The sequence below is a fragment of the Streptomyces sp. NPDC017979 genome (genome assembly GCF_044328175.1).
In the GTDB taxonomy this organism is placed as follows: Bacteria; Actinomycetota; Actinomycetes; order Streptomycetales; family Streptomycetaceae; genus Streptomyces.
This window is the reverse complement of record NZ_JBIRGU010000005.1, coordinates 68,449-82,015: the sequence shown is the minus strand read 5'-3', so window position 1 is coordinate 82,015 and position 13,567 is coordinate 68,449. Positions and strand designations below refer to the sequence as shown.

General features: G+C 69.4%; 15 protein-coding genes. 9 read left to right on the top strand and 6 right to left on the bottom strand.

What is annotated here, in order from left to right; translation table 11 throughout:
* Positions 1-41: 41 nt before the first annotated feature.
* Positions 42-482 (top strand): MmpS family transport accessory protein, encoded by a 441-nt coding sequence (locus ACH4E8_RS15975; RefSeq protein WP_398448471.1) that lies wholly within the window; start codon positions 42-44, stop codon positions 480-482.
* Between the two features lie 108 nt (positions 483-590).
* Here ACH4E8_RS15975 and ACH4E8_RS15970 read toward each other — a convergent pair whose 3' ends face one another.
* A complete protein-coding gene (locus ACH4E8_RS15970; protein WP_398448469.1) occupies positions 591-2,390 on the bottom strand; it encodes a thioredoxin-like domain-containing protein in 1,800 nt (599 codons plus the stop codon).
* 149 nt (positions 2,391-2,539) lie between these two features.
* Here ACH4E8_RS15970 and ACH4E8_RS15965 point away from each other — a divergent pair, with 149 nt between their 5' ends.
* Positions 2,540-2,845, top strand: a complete 306-nt coding sequence (locus ACH4E8_RS15965; RefSeq protein WP_398448467.1) for a hypothetical protein — start codon at positions 2,540-2,542, stop codon at positions 2,843-2,845.
* 66 nt (positions 2,846-2,911) lie between these two features.
* Here ACH4E8_RS15965 and ACH4E8_RS15960 read toward each other — a convergent pair whose 3' ends face one another.
* Positions 2,912-4,474, bottom strand: coding sequence for a recombinase family protein (locus tag ACH4E8_RS15960; protein ID WP_398448465.1), 1,563 nt, complete (start codon positions 4,472-4,474; stop codon positions 2,912-2,914).
* A gap of 257 nt (positions 4,475-4,731) precedes the next feature.
* Between ACH4E8_RS15960 and ACH4E8_RS15955 the strand changes: the two genes are divergently transcribed.
* Positions 4,732-5,115 carry a hypothetical protein gene (locus ACH4E8_RS15955; RefSeq protein ID WP_398448463.1) on the top strand — a complete coding sequence of 128 codons (384 nt, stop codon included), beginning with the start codon at positions 4,732-4,734 and terminating at the stop codon, positions 5,113-5,115.
* A gap of 240 nt (positions 5,116-5,355) precedes the next feature.
* Entirely contained in the window at positions 5,356-6,180 is an 825-nt protein-coding gene (locus ACH4E8_RS15950) for a maleylpyruvate isomerase family mycothiol-dependent enzyme (RefSeq protein ID WP_398448461.1), read from the top strand.
* A 69-nt stretch (positions 6,181-6,249) separates the two neighbouring features.
* On the opposite strand, the gene ACH4E8_RS15945 is transcribed toward ACH4E8_RS15950, so the two are convergent.
* Complete coding sequence (locus tag ACH4E8_RS15945; RefSeq protein ID WP_398448459.1) at positions 6,250-7,590, bottom strand: nitrate/nitrite transporter; 1,341 nt, start codon at positions 7,588-7,590, stop codon at positions 6,250-6,252.
* Positions 7,587-8,237, bottom strand: coding sequence for a GntR family transcriptional regulator (locus ACH4E8_RS15940; protein ID WP_398448457.1), 651 nt, complete (start codon positions 8,235-8,237; stop codon positions 7,587-7,589). The genes ACH4E8_RS15945 and ACH4E8_RS15940 overlap by 4 nt, the downstream gene beginning before the upstream one ends.
* 156 nt (positions 8,238-8,393) lie before the next feature.
* Between ACH4E8_RS15940 and ACH4E8_RS15935 the strand changes: the two genes are divergently transcribed.
* From ACH4E8_RS15935 to ACH4E8_RS15925, 3 genes are all read left to right on the top strand, one after another.
* Positions 8,394-9,422 (top strand): S66 peptidase family protein, encoded by a 1,029-nt coding sequence (locus ACH4E8_RS15935; protein WP_398448455.1) that lies wholly within the window; start codon positions 8,394-8,396, stop codon positions 9,420-9,422.
* Positions 9,423-9,669: 247 nt separating this feature from the next.
* Positions 9,670-10,590, top strand: a complete 921-nt coding sequence (locus tag ACH4E8_RS15930) for a D-alanyl-D-alanine carboxypeptidase family protein (protein WP_398448453.1) — start codon at positions 9,670-9,672, stop codon at positions 10,588-10,590.
* A 331-nt stretch (positions 10,591-10,921) separates the two neighbouring features.
* The gene (locus ACH4E8_RS15925) at positions 10,922-11,467 is read left to right on the top strand and encodes a hypothetical protein (RefSeq protein ID WP_398448451.1); all 546 of its coding nucleotides are present in this window, start codon (positions 10,922-10,924) and stop codon (positions 11,465-11,467) included.
* 155 nt (positions 11,468-11,622) lie between these two features.
* Here the strand turns inward: ACH4E8_RS15925 and ACH4E8_RS15920 are convergent, their stop codons facing one another.
* Both ACH4E8_RS15920 and ACH4E8_RS15915 read right to left on the bottom strand, forming a co-directional pair.
* Positions 11,623-11,907, bottom strand: coding sequence for a hypothetical protein (locus ACH4E8_RS15920; protein ID WP_398448450.1), 285 nt, complete (start codon positions 11,905-11,907; stop codon positions 11,623-11,625).
* Positions 11,908-12,094: 187 nt separating this feature from the next.
* On the bottom strand, positions 12,095-12,316 hold the full coding sequence (locus ACH4E8_RS15915; RefSeq protein ID WP_398448448.1) for a hypothetical protein: 222 nt from the start codon (positions 12,314-12,316) through the stop codon (positions 12,095-12,097).
* Positions 12,317-12,496: 180 nt separating this feature from the next.
* Between ACH4E8_RS15915 and ACH4E8_RS15910 the strand changes: the two genes are divergently transcribed.
* Positions 12,497-13,336 (top strand): helix-turn-helix domain-containing protein, encoded by an 840-nt coding sequence (locus tag ACH4E8_RS15910; protein ID WP_398448446.1) that lies wholly within the window; start codon positions 12,497-12,499, stop codon positions 13,334-13,336.
* Positions 13,336-13,548 carry a DUF397 domain-containing protein gene (locus tag ACH4E8_RS15905; protein ID WP_398448444.1) on the top strand — a complete coding sequence of 71 codons (213 nt, stop codon included), beginning with the start codon at positions 13,336-13,338 and terminating at the stop codon, positions 13,546-13,548. Before ACH4E8_RS15910 ends, ACH4E8_RS15905 begins: the two co-directional genes overlap by 1 nt.
* Positions 13,549-13,567 lie beyond the last annotated feature (19 nt).

The window sequence follows — 13,567 nt, the reverse complement described above, 5'->3', positions numbered from 1 at the left end:
GTTATGTGCCGATGCAATCGATCACCACCGGGGGGCTCCTCATGCACCGTTCCATCCGCAAGGCCGCCGTGGCCGCGACCGTCACCGCCGGCCTCGTCTTCGGTCTGACGGCCTGTTCCGAGGCCGAGGAGGCCGTCAAGGACAAGGCCGTCGACCAGGTCGACAAGGTCGTGAACGAGGAGTACGAGGTGACCCTGGAGGTCACCGGCAAGAGCGTGGACTCCATCGTCTACACGGCCGGCGGCGGCACCGCCATGGACCCGAAGATGGAGACCGTCGAGAAGCCCACCCTGCCGTGGACCAAGACGGTGAAGCTGCGCGGCGTCATGCCGGCGTCGGTGCTGCCGTCCGCGCTGGACGCCGGCGGCGACGCCGAGATGACCTGCAAGATCACCCACAAGGGCAAGGTCATCGCGGAGAAGTCCGGCTCGGGCATCGCCACGGCCGGGGGCTGCGTCGCGGTCTCCCCGATCGCGAAGTGACCGTCGCCGTCTCCCCGATCGCGAAGTGACGCGCCGGGACGGACGCTGAGAGACGGCCGAGGGCCGTGGTGTGCTGCACACCACGGCCCTCGCGCACGTCCTGCGGGGTTACGCCAGCCCCGCCAGCACCAGCGGCAGCCGCTCCGCCCCGTCCGGCGTCACCCGCACCGGCACCCCCCAGTCCTGCTGGTGGACGTGGCACGCGGGATACGGGTTCTCCGGGTCGTCGTCGCAGGACGCCGCCATCGCCGAGACGTGCAGGACGCCCTCGCCCACCGCCGGGTCGATCTCCAACTCCCGCGACAGCGCCGCATCCGTGCCCGCGCCGGAGCGCAGCAGCTCCGGGGGCGTCGCGGAGACCAGCAGCCGGGTGGAGGGGCCGTAGCGCTCGTCCAGCTTCTGGCCTGCCGGGGGTTCGAAGACGACGTCCAGCCGCAGCGCGCCGCCGGCGACGTCCGTGGCCGCGCGCTGCGTGCGGTGCGCGACCGCCTCGACGCGCACCGCCTCCTCCGGCAGGCGCAGCCGGGTCAGCCGGTGCCGCGCCGATTCGACGACCACGACGTCCCCGTCCACCACCAGCGCGTCCGACGGCTCCCGCAGGTCCGTGGCGAGCGTGGTCACCTCGCCGGTCGCCGGGTCGTAGCGGCGCAGGGCGTGGTTGTACGTGTCGCTGACGGCGACCGAGCCGTCCGGGAGCACCGTCACGCCCAGCGGGTGCTGCAACAGCGCCTGCCCGGCGGCCCCGTCGCGGTGGCCGAAGTCGAAGAGGCCGGTGCCGACGGCGGTGCGCACGACGCCGTCGCGGTCGATCCAGCGCAGCGCGGACGTCTCGGAGTCCGCGATCCACAGCCGGTCCTCGGCGGCGGCGAGGCCGGAGGGCTGGGCGAACCACGCCTCGTGGGCCGGCCCGTCCACGAGCCCTTCGTTGGTGGTGCCCGCGGCCTTGCGCACGGTGTCGTCGGCCGGGTCGTACGTCCAGAGCTGGTGCACCCCGGCCATCGCGATCCACAGCTTCCCGTCCCACCAGGCGACGTCCCACGGCGACGACAGGTCCACCTCGCGCGCCCGGCCCTCGGTGGGCGAGCCCTGCCACCACTGGCGGCCGGTGCCGGCCAGGGTCTCGATCGCGCCGCTGACCGGGTCGTACGCCCGGATGCGGTGGTTCACCGTGTCGGCAACGGCGACGCGTCCGTCGGGCAGCAGCGCGAGCCCCTGCGGCTCGTTGAACTCGCCCGCCCCGCCGATCCGGCGCAGCACGCTCTCGCCGTCCGCCGCGAACTCCACGAGCTGGTGGCGCGTGCTGTCGGAGACGAGCAGGCGGCCGTCCGGCAGGGCGACCGCCTTGCCGGGGAAGCGCAGGTCGCCGGCGACCGGCTCGGGCGCCACGTAAGGCCCGTCGCCGCGCCGCAGGGCGCCCTTGGCCGCGTGCTCCGCCTCCAGCTCCGCCACCAGGCGGGCGATGGCGTGGACGTGCCCCTCACCGGCGTGCTGCGCGACGACGTACCCCTCCGGGTCGATCACGACGAGCGTGGGCCAGGCCCGCACCGCGTACTGCTTCCAGGTCGCGAGCTCGGGGTCGTCGAGCACGGGGTGGTGCACCTGGTACCGCTCGACGGCGTCCACGACGGCCGCGTGGTCCGCCTCGTGCACGAACTTGGGCGAGTGCACGCCGATGACGACGAGGGTGTCCCGGTGCTTCTCCTCCAACTCCCGCAGCTCGTCGAGCACGTGCAGGCAGTTGACGCAGCAGAAGGTCCAGAAGTCGAGGATCAATGTGCGACCTCGGAAGTCAGCGAGCCTCAGCTCCTTCCCACCGGTGTTGATCCAGCCGCCCTCGCCGACGAGCTCGGGGGCGCGGACGCGGGCGCGGCGGGGTGCGGGGGTGGGCACCGGGGCAGCATCGTTCATGCTTCAAGCTTGCCACCTTGGTATGAGCGTCGGATCACACATGTGCGGCAGTGACTACGACACAGGGGGCAGCGGACGACTGTGGACGGGACAGGACGCCGGAGGCGGCAGCGGGATTCATGGCGTTGCCGGGACGTACGGAGCAGCGGATGGATGAGTTCGCCGAGTGCTTGGCGAACGTCGTCCGCGCCCTCTCGCTCGATGTCGCTGCCGAGACGGAGTCCGACGAGCGGGAGGTCTCGGTGTCGCGGGTCCGTACGGCGGTGCGCAATGCCTGCCGGCAGGGCCTGAAGGTTTCCGGGGAGTCGTTCGACGCGTTAGTCAGGGCGGCCGTCCACAACCCCGGCCCGAGCTTCAACCGCGTCTTCCTTAAGCCCGCGCGGAACGCGTTAGAGCGCGGGCGCGTCCAGGTCGCGCCGCCCCTCCGATGGCCCAGGTGCGCAGTGACGGAATGACGTTTTGTTCTGCTCCATCTACAGAAGACTCAGAGCACCTCTCAAAGAGGTAATGGGCTTCGGCCGTCATTCCGTCGCTTCGTCCCCCGTTGGCTCCGCCCCTGCCTCGTCTCTGGTCGCCCAGACGATCCGGCAGCGCTCGTCACCGTTGAACCGCACGCCCACCTTGCCTCGCTTGACTTCCACGCGATCGATTGCGAGGCCAAGGCGTTCACGCCTTCCGGCAGCATCATCAGCTTCCCAAGCATCACGCAAGCGGCCTGCGTCCAGGAGCGGAGAGATGTCCACGGAAGGGGGTGGCATCCGCCGTAGCCCCACACGCAGCCCCTCGATACGGGCATGAAGTCGTCCGGCGAGTCGGTTGTACCGGTCGATCGCGTCTGCACTGGTGAACTCTCCACGGACATACCTGGCCTCCTCCAGGTCCGCCAAACGGGCCCTCTCATCCGCGATCTCCGCCTCGATAGCGTCCCGCTTCGCGAAAACCTCCGGGTCCTCCCTCTGTGCCCAGCGATCGGCTATCACGACGAGCAGCGGGTCGTTGGGCTCCAGGGACGGCAGGCGCGAGAGGACCACCCGGGTCACATAGTCGTCGATGCTCTCCACCCGAGCCGATACGCCGGAGCATCCTCGCCCCATCCGGTGGCTGGAGCACTGGTACGACGTGCCGGCCTTGCTCATCCGGGCCCCGCAGAGCCCGCAACGCGCCAGCCCGGTGAGCAGAGACTTCCCCTGTTTGTGACCGTGCCGCTTCCCCGCCAGAGGAAACGTGCGCGCTTCGAGCCGGCGGAGGATGAGCTCACGCTCCCCGACCGTGATGATCCCCTCGCCGATGCTCACGGCTTCGAGCGTCTCCGGGTCACGGTAGGGAGAGACCCGGTTCATGTACTTGCGTGTCCCGTCCGCCTGCTCCTCGTACTCAGTCTGCGGCATGAGACCGGCGAAGGCTGGTGAGCGAAGGAGCTGCATAACACTCGACGAGTTCCATTCGCCTCCGCGGGCTGACTCCACCCCGTGCTCATTCAGCAGCCGCGCGATGTGGACGAGCGCCTTCCCTGAGAGCGCCTCGTCGGCGATCAGGCGGGCGTAGACGGCGGTCTCGGGGTCGTGGACGAGCTTCTTCGCCGGGTCCACCAGCAGCCCGTAAGGAGGTTGTCCGCCGATCCACTGGCCCCGCTGGCGTAGGTGCCGCTTGGCGTTGCCGACGCGCATCCCAAGGTTGCGGGACTCAGTGCGCGCCAGTTCCGCCAGCATCGCGATGGTGACCCGAGCGCTATCGTTCTTCGTGTCGAGGCCGTCCATGACAGAGACCAGCCGTCCGCCGACCCGCCCTATGTCGTCCAGCGCCTTGCCGACCTCACCGATGCCTCTGCGGGACAGGCGGTCGAGCTTCCAGACGATCAGAACGCCCACGACGCCGGCCGTGGCCGCTGTGATCGCCGCATCGAACCCCTTGCGGCTGACGTTCTTGTAGCCGGAACGTCCACGGTCGATGTGGACCTTGCGGACGGTCAATCCGTTGCGCTCCGCCCATGCACGGCAGTCGGCTTCCTGACGGTCGATCGCAGTCTTGCCCTCACGATCCAGGGACAGACGTAAGTACAGGTCGGCAGTGGTGTGTTGGTGCACGTGCCTAACGCTACGGAAGAGTGCACACATTAGTTCAGGAAATCTAGAAGTCCAGGACGACCCACTTGCCGGCAGGTCGACGAGGGCCAGTTGCTGACCGCCGGTGTTGATCAAGCCGCCCTTGCCGACCAGCTCGGGGGCGCGGACACGGGCGCGACGGGCGGCGGGGCGGGATCGTTCATGCCACCCGGGTGTGAACACCGGATCACGGCCGGCCCCGCCGAACCGGTGCTGGCCTGCAGTCGTCCATCCTTCACATGAGCACCGAAACCGACCGCGACGGAGCCGCACCGCCGAGCGGGGGCGCCGCCGCGGCCGTCGCGTGGGTGGTGCCCGTCCTCCTCAACCTGGTGCTGGGCCTGCTCGCCGTCGTCCCGCTGTGGCTGTGGGTCTTCTTCGCGATCAACTTCCCGCTGGCTGAGCTGGGGCTGACGGAGCGCGAGCCGACCGAGAACGACGGCATGCTCCCCTGGTTGGTGGTCCTGGTCCCGCTGACGGGCGGTCTGCTGGGGCTGTGGTTCCTGGTGGGGACACTGCTGCGGAGGGGGCCGCTGCGCGCCGCCCGGGCGTACTGGTGGGTCCTCGCGGCGGTGGCGCTGCTGCCGACGACGGCGGTCTTCGTGGGGGTGGAACTGGCGTGACGGGGCGCTCGCAGCAGGGCCGGAGCGCACGCCGGGGGCTCCGGCGTAGGGTCGGATGCGCCCGCCGTCGTGGCGTACCCACGCCGTAGCTGTACTCCCCCCTTGCGTACGGGCCTACGATCGTCACACGAAAGCTCTGCCGTCCCGGTGCCCGGCAGCGTAACTTTTACCCTGCCGAGCCTCCCACGCACCGCCCACCGCCCAGCCGCCCAGCCACCCGAAGATTCGTCGAGGGGTTCCGTGACCGTCCATCCCAGTCTCCAGACCTATGCCGATGCCTGGACCCACTCCGTCGAAGCCATAGCGGAGCTGGTTACCCCCCTCGTCGAAGGCGAGTGGAACCGCGCCACGCCGTGCCCCGCCTGGTCGGTGCGGGACGTCGTCTCACACGTGATCGGCATGGAGACGGAGATGCTGGGCGACCCGCGTCCGATCCACACGCTGCCGCGCGACCTGTACCACGTGAAGAGCGACTTCGCGCGGTACATGGAGATGCAGGTGGACGTGCGCCGGCACCACACCTCCCCGGAGATGGTGGCCGAGCTGGAATACGTCATGATCCGCCGCGCCCGGCAGCTGCGGAACGAGAGCAGGTCGCCGGAGACCATGGTGCGCGCGCCGCTCGGGGCCGAGCAGACGCTGGAGTTGGCGATGCGGATGCGCGCCTTCGACACCTGGGTGCACGAGCAGGACCTGCGCACCGCGCTGAACGCCCCGGGGAACATCGACTCCGCCGGTGCGCTGGTGACGCGGGACGTGCTGCTGGAGGCGCTGCCCAAGGTCGTCGCCAAGGACGCCGGCGCCCCGGCGAACTCCGCCGTGGTGATCGACGTGCACGGTCCGGTGGAGTTCCTGCGCACGGTCCGGGTGAACGCGGAGGGCCACGGCTCGATCGACGGCTCGCCCTCGCTCGGCCCGCTGGTGACGCTGGCGACGGACTGGGAGACGTACTACCGGCTGGCGTGCGGTCGGGTGCGGGCGGGCGCGGTGGCCGACCGGATCAAGATCGAGGGCGATCAGGAGCTGGCGTCGGCGATCCTGCGGGAGTTCGCGGTCACGCCGTGACGGCAGCGATCACGGCGTGACGGCGGGCCGCCTCGGCGCTCCGTCGCACCCGCAGCGGCGGCACCGTGGTCACGCCGGTACGTGCACCGCCTCCACCTTGCTCGCCACCAGCCGCTCCCGTTCCAGCCGCGCGGTGCGTCCGCGCAGCCGCAGGATCTGGGCCACGCCCAGCGCCTCCAGCACGAAGACGCAGGAGAAGGCGATCGGGTAGGAGCCGCCGGTCGCGTCCAGCAGCAGGCCGATCGCCAGCAGCGTCGTCATCGAGGCGGTGAAGCCGCCGATGTTGACGATGCCCGACGCGGTGCCCTGCCGCTGCGGAGGGTTCGCCGGGCGGGCGAAGTCGAAGCCGATCATCGAGGCGGGACCGCAGGCGCCGAGCACGACGCAGAGCGTGATCAGCAGCCAGAGCGGGGCGCGGTCGCCCGGGTGCGCGATCGTGGCGCCCCAGGCCAGCGCGGTGAACGCGACGGTGCCGAGGGCGAGGGGGAGTCGGGCCGCGTGGTGCCGGGCGATGACCTGCCCGTACACCAACCCCACCACCATGCTCACCAGCACCACCAGGGTGAGCAGCGAGCCGGCGGTCTCCTGGGACAGCCCCTGCGCCTCGACGAGGAACGGCAGGCCCCACAGCAGCATGAACACCATCGCGGGGAACTGGGTGGTGAAGTGCACCCACATCCCGAGCCGGGTGCCGGGCTCCCGCCAGGAGTCGACGACCTGCTGGCGGACGAAGGACCCGCCCGAGCTGCGGCCGCGTTCGGGGCGCAGCGGCGGCGGCTCGTGCCCTTCGGGGTGGTCCTTGAGGAAGCAGACCACCAGGACGAGGACGACCGCGCCGGCCGCCGAGCTGCCCGCGAAGGTGGCGACCCAGCCGAGGTCGGGCAGCACCCGTGCGAGGACCATGGTGGAGACGAGGTTGCCCAGCATGCCGAAGAGCGCGGCGACCTGACCGACCAACGGCCCGCGCCGGGCCGGGAACCAGCGGCTGCCGAGCCGTAGCACGCTGATGAAGGTCATGGCGTCGCCGCAGCCCAGCAGCGCACGGGCGGCGAGCGCGGTGCCGTACGAGGGGGCGAGCGCGAAGCCCAACTGGCCGAGGGTGAACAGCGCGGCGCCCAGCGCGAGCACCTTCTTGGTGCCCAGCCGGTCCACCAGCAGGCCGACGGGGATCTGCATGCCCGCGTAGACCAGCAGTTGCACGATGGAGAAGGTGGAGAGCGCGGAGGCGCTGACGTCGAAGCGCTCGACGGCGTCCAGCCCGGCGACGCCCAGCGAGGTGCGGAAGATGACCGCGACGAAGTAGACGGAGACCCCGATGCCCCAGATCACGGCGGCGCGACGGCCGCCGGGCGGGTCACCGGGGAGGGCTATCGGGGCCGGCGCCGATCCGCCCGACGGGCCCCTGTTCATCGGACGTCGCCCCGCGCCAGGTTGTTGAACCAGCCGACGTGCCGGTGGATGACCGCCGCGGCCGCGTCCGGGTCGCCGGCGCGCAGCGCGTCGAGTATCTCGCCGTGCTCGACGACGTTCTTCGCGATCCGGTCGGGGTGGGCGTGCATCACCGCGACGCCCATCCGAAGCTGTCTGTCGCGGAGCTGCTCGTACAGCCGGGACAGGATCTCGTTGCCCCCGCTGCGCACGATCTCCAGGTGGAAGTTGCGGTCGGTGACGGCGACGGCGGCCAGGTCGCCCGCCTCGCACTGGCGCTTCTGCTGCTCCAACAGCTCCTCCAGCCGCGCCAACAGCCGGGGCGACGCGGGCACGGCCTTGCGCGCCGCGTGCTCCTCCACCAGCAGCCGGGTCTCCACCACGTCGGCGATCTCCTGCGCCGACACCGCGAGCACCAGCGCGCCCTTCTTCGGGTAGAGCTTGATCAGCCCCTCCACCTCAAGCTTGAGCAGCGCCTCGCGCACGGGCGTCCGGGAGACCCCCACCGCATCGGCGAGCTCCCCCTCGGTGAGCAGGGTCCCGCCCTCGTAACGACGGTCCAGCACCGCCTGCTTGATGTGGGTGTAGACGCGTTCGGCGGCGGGCGGAGCGGGCGCAGGAGCTGACATGCGCACAGCATAGATACAAGTGAGGTGCGTTCCCAGGGCCTGTCCACCATGCAGGACGAGCCCAGATGCGCAACGCAGGATTCCGCCAGGGTCTCCGCTTCCGGCCCGGCGGAATTCGGTGTCCCCGGGGCACGGCGCCGTGTCAAGATCCGGCGCATGGCTGTTCGATATCCCTCGCCCCTGCGTCCCGGTGACCGCGTCGGCGTCACCTCTCCGTCGAGCGGGGTCCCGAAGGAGCTGCGCAAGCGCCTCGACGTGGCCGTGCAGGACGTTCGGGACCGCGGGTACGAGGTCGTCATCGGACAGTGCATGGACGGCTCCGGGCACGTCAGCGCCTCGGCGGCGGACCGCGCGGGCGAGCTGATGTCGATGCTGACGGACCCCACCGTCAAGGCCGTCGTACCGCCGTGGGGCGGCGAGACCGCGATCGACCTGGTGCCACTGCTCGACTGGGACGGGCTGCGGGACGCAGAGCCAACCTGGCTCGTCGGCTACTCCGACCTGTCGACCCTGATCACGCCGCTGACGCTGCTCACCGGGACGGCGACCGTGCACGGCAACAACCTCATGGACACGCCCTACCGCGTGCCCGAAGGGCTGCGGTCGTGGCTCGACGTCGTCGCGGCGCCCCGGGGGCACCGCTTCACCCAGACCCCGCCCGGCCGCCACCGGACCGCCGGCTTCGACGACTTCGCCGCCCACCCCGACGTGCGCGAGTACGCGCTCGACGCCGCGGGCACCTGGACCCGGCTCGACGGCAGCGGCGACGTGACGGCCGAGGGGAGGCTGATCGGCGGCTGCATCGAGACCCTGTGCAACCTCGCGGGGACGCCCTACCTCGACGTCTCCGCCTTCGCCCGCAACGAGTCGCCGGACGGGCTCCTCGTGTACGTGGAGGCAGGCGGCGACGACGCCTTCACCATCTGCCGGAACCTGCACGGCATGAGGCTCGCCGGGTTCTTCGACCGGGCGAACGCGGTCCTCGTCGGCCGGACCGACGCACCCGACAACCGTTCCCTCAGCCAGCACGAGGCCGTCCTCGACGCACTCGGCCCGCTCGGCGTGCCGATCATCGCCGACGTGGAGTGCGGCCACGTCCCGCCCTACATGCCGATCGTCAACGGAGCGCACGGCCGCGTCGTCCACACCCCGAGCCGGAGCGAACTGACGCAGACGTTGGACTGACGCGGCAGCCACGACCGCCACCCGGGTCGAGACGCTCGACATCCGCGGCGCGGACATCGCGGCGCACGAAGCACCTGTTCGAGGGAGCCCGCACAGAAATTCGGGCTTCTTGTGCATCCATTCACGAGACTCACGCGTCTTTTATGTGAGCCCCTTCTCGCACTCCCATGACGACAGGGCTCCCACACACCTTTTGACGCACACGCATACGTCCACATCGGGAGCGTTCCCTTTGATCCTCAACAGCGTGCGGGCACGCCGGGCCGCCACCGTCGTAATCTCCGGCGGCCTCCTGCTCACCGCCTCCCCGCTGGCCGCGCCCGCCCAGGCGAAGGCCGCGGTGCCGACCATCACGGCCAAGAGCGGCTATGTGATGGACTACGACTCCGGCGTCTCGATCTACAGCAAGGACGCCCACACCACCCGCCAGATGGCGAGCACCACGAAGATCGCGACCGCGATCACCGTGCTGACCACCCCGGGCGTCGACCTCAACCGCAAGGTGACGGTCAAGTCCTCGCACCGCGACTACGTGATAAAGCAGGGCGGCAGCACCGCCGACCTGAAGCCGGGCGACACCCTGACGGTCCGCCAGCTCCTGTACGGCCTGATGCTGCCCTCCGGCTGTGACGCCGCGTACGCCCTGGCCGAGGCGTTCGGCACGGGTAACAGCCCGAACGAGCGGACCCGCTCCTTCGTCGCCAAGATGAACGCGAAGGCCGCGTCGCTGGGCCTGAAGAAGACGAAGTTCGACTCCTTCGACGGCATCTCGCAGCGCGGCCAGAACTACACCACGGCCGCCGACCTCACGAAGCTGGCCCGGCACGCCTACGCGAACGGCACCTTCCGCGACATCGTGAAGGCGACGTCCTACAAGGCGCCCGCGACCACCAGCACGGGCGCCGCGCGCACGTACACCTGGTACAACACCAACAAGCTGCTCGGCTCGTACAGCGGCGCGACGGGCGTGAAGACGGGCACCGGCACGGCCGCCGGCCCCTGCCTGACCTTCACCGCCTCCCGCAACGGCAAGACCTACATCGGCGTCCTGCTGAACGGCGCGGGCCGCTACGACGACGCGGCGAAGCTGCTCGACTACGGCTTCGGCTCGACGAGCGCGAAGACGATGAAGCTCCGCACCCTCCCCGAGGGCGCCCAGCAGGACTGATCGCACCCGTAGCAACCGAGAGCCCCGTGACACTGTGCCGTGCCACGGGGCTCTTCGCTGTGAGGGGGGCAGGGCCGTGTCTGGCGAACCAGCCGAGTTTTCCGGAGCCCCGCCGGTCAAGGGTGCCCAGCACCCTCGCCAACGCTTCACCGTGCTCGTAAGAGCCCCGCAACAAGGTGTCCCGGGAACGTCCCTTCCGCGTGGGGCGCCCCGAGTGCAGTTCCAACTCAATCCCCATGCCCCTCCTCCGACCTCGGGCACGAAGCTTCGCAGAGACGAGCGCTGCGGCTACGCTTCCACGGCACATCCGGTTTTGGGCAATGGGGGGACCGTGGGCCGACCGCTGCTGTTTCTCGACGTGGACGGGCCGCTCAACCCCTACGCAGCCAAACCGGAGAAGCGCCCTGGCGGTTACACCACCATCAGGGTGCCCCGTGAGCCCTCCATGGATCACGACGGACTCTTGCGCCGGCGGACTCTGCGAGTCTGGCTCAACCCCGCGCACGGGCAAGCCCTTCTTCGGCTCGACTATGAACTGTGCTGGGCCACCACGTGGATGGACGATGCCAATCGGTGGATCGCCCCGGTGCTCGGCCTCCCCGAACTTCCCTTCGTGGACTTCGGCGACACCCTCCTCCAAGAGCGCCCCGACGGGGTCCACTGGAAGACCAGCCCCCTCGTGGACTACGCCAACGGCCGTCCCTTTGCCTGGGTGGACGACGAACAGAGCGGGCTCGACGAACTACACGTAGCCACCCACCACCGGGCCCCCGGGCTTCTCCACCACGTCAATCCGCGAGTCGGCTTGCGCGAGGACGACTTCCACAAGCTTGCCGAGTTCGCCCGATCACTGGACGCTCCACAAGCCGCCGGCTGAGCACGTCGCGTAGCCACTCGTTCGACCCGCTGCCGCGGATTTCCCCTTGCCCGCCGCGACAGCGGGAGTCTTCTACGGCCTGGCCAGGCCGAGGAGCATCAGCCCGAGGCAGCCGCCGACGATGCCGAAGAACACGGCGACGGCAAGCCGCGTCATCAGCTCGCCGCCCGGGGGTCGGGTGCTGGCTCGGAGTACGGGGTGGGTGGGCCCCAGCGGACCGGTTCGCGGTGGATCTCGACGAAGAGGTCGTGGCCGGTGAGGCGGAGGTGTAACTCCATCCATTCGTCGACGTCGTCGTGCCCGGCGCACTCCCCGTCTTCCGGGGGCGGCATCTTGGCACCGCACTGCGGGCCGCCCGTGATGCACTCGGCGGACACGACGATGTCCTCGGCCAGGACGTGAACGGAGCGCCAGCCCTTGTACCGACCTCGCTCGATCATGGTGCGACTCCCGTGCAGGATGGTTGAGAGTTGATTTCGGTCCCGGCCGCCAGGGACGGGGGCACGCCCGCTGGCGACCGGAACCAGGAGAGGGACCCTTCGGTCCCGCCCCTTGCCGCCCTCGCGTCATTGCCTTCAGCGCCAGGGCGCGCTGATGCGCGAGAGCGGAGCTAGTGGGCCTCGCCCGTCACATGTTCTTGCGGCTGTTGGCGTTCAACTCAGCGACAGCCGGGCGCAGAACGTCGGAGAGCGTGGCGCTGAGATCTTCGCGACGCGCGGTCCATTCGATCCCGCCTTTGCAGGGGCGGAGGTAGTAACGCCCACCGTCGTGGGCCATGACGACACCGGTCCGCTTGGCAACGGAGTCACGGACCACGGTGCCCTTCGGCAGGTCTCGGGGGCCGCTCATGGCGCGCCTTCTTCGTGTCCGCCGACTAACAAGTCCAGTTCTTCTGACACACGTTGACGCGGAGACATTCCGGGCACGACCACTCCTCTCCGTAGCGGTTTCACTACCAAGCGGATTCAGAGTGGACTAGAGTCAGAACCCAATCAACATGGCTGCCTGGGCGGATCAGTTGGGGGATGCATGGTTAACCGTAAGGAACTGAACCCGGACGCATCACCGCAAGCGGCGTTCGGCGCACGTCTCCGCAGTTCACGGGAGCTACGCTGCTGGACACAGGAGGACCTATCCGAGCATATGAACGTATCCAGCGGGCATATCTCGGGAGTTGAAACCACGCGCAAGTCGCCGTCCTTGCACTTCGCGAAGGCTGCCGACGCGGCATTCGGCCTCGTGGGCACGGATGCCACATTCGAACGCCAGTGGCATGAGATGCAGCACGGAAGCCTGCTGGAAGGATTTCCCGAGTACGTGGGCTACGAAAGCCGCGCGACCGAGGTCCGGCTGTTCGAAGTAGGCGCGATCCCTGGACCGCTCCAGGCTCGCGAGTACACCCAGGCAATTGCGAAGTTCGGTATCCAGCAAGGGGACATCACACCTGAGCAGGCTGCGGAACGCGTGGACTTCCTGGCGGACCGACAGGCGGCGCTGTTTCGGACTCCGGGCCCGTTGTTCCACGTGGTGCTTGACGAGAGCTGCATCCGCAGGCCCATCGGCGGCCCAGGTGTGATGGACGCACAGTTTGCTTGGTTGCTTGAGTTCGCCGCCATGCCCAACTCCGGGCTACAGATCGCCCCGTACTCCATGGGGGAGCGGCGATCGTTCAACCGACTGGTGCACCTGCTGACGATGGCCGATCGGTCGGTGATGTCTTACGTTGAGTCGCAGACCCAGGGGCACTTGGACCGTGATCCGTCCTCCGTCCTGCCGCTGGTAAGGAAGTACCATCAACTTCAGATCGAGGCTGCGTCACAGGCTGAGTCCGTCGCCATGATCGAACAGCTACGAAAGGGCACTTTGTGATGGCCAAGACCAACCCCTCTCCGCTGCGGTGGGTCAAGTCCTCGTACAGCGTTGAAAATGGCGGTTCGTGCGTCGAATGGGCCCCTGACCACGCGTCCGCCACCGGCGTCGTCCCCGTCCGCGACTCCAAAGTCCCGACCGGACCCGTACTCAACGTCCCCGCCAACGTGTTCACCGCGTTCGTCACGGGCATCAAAGAAGGCACCGTCTAACGAACAGCCACGTTCGAAA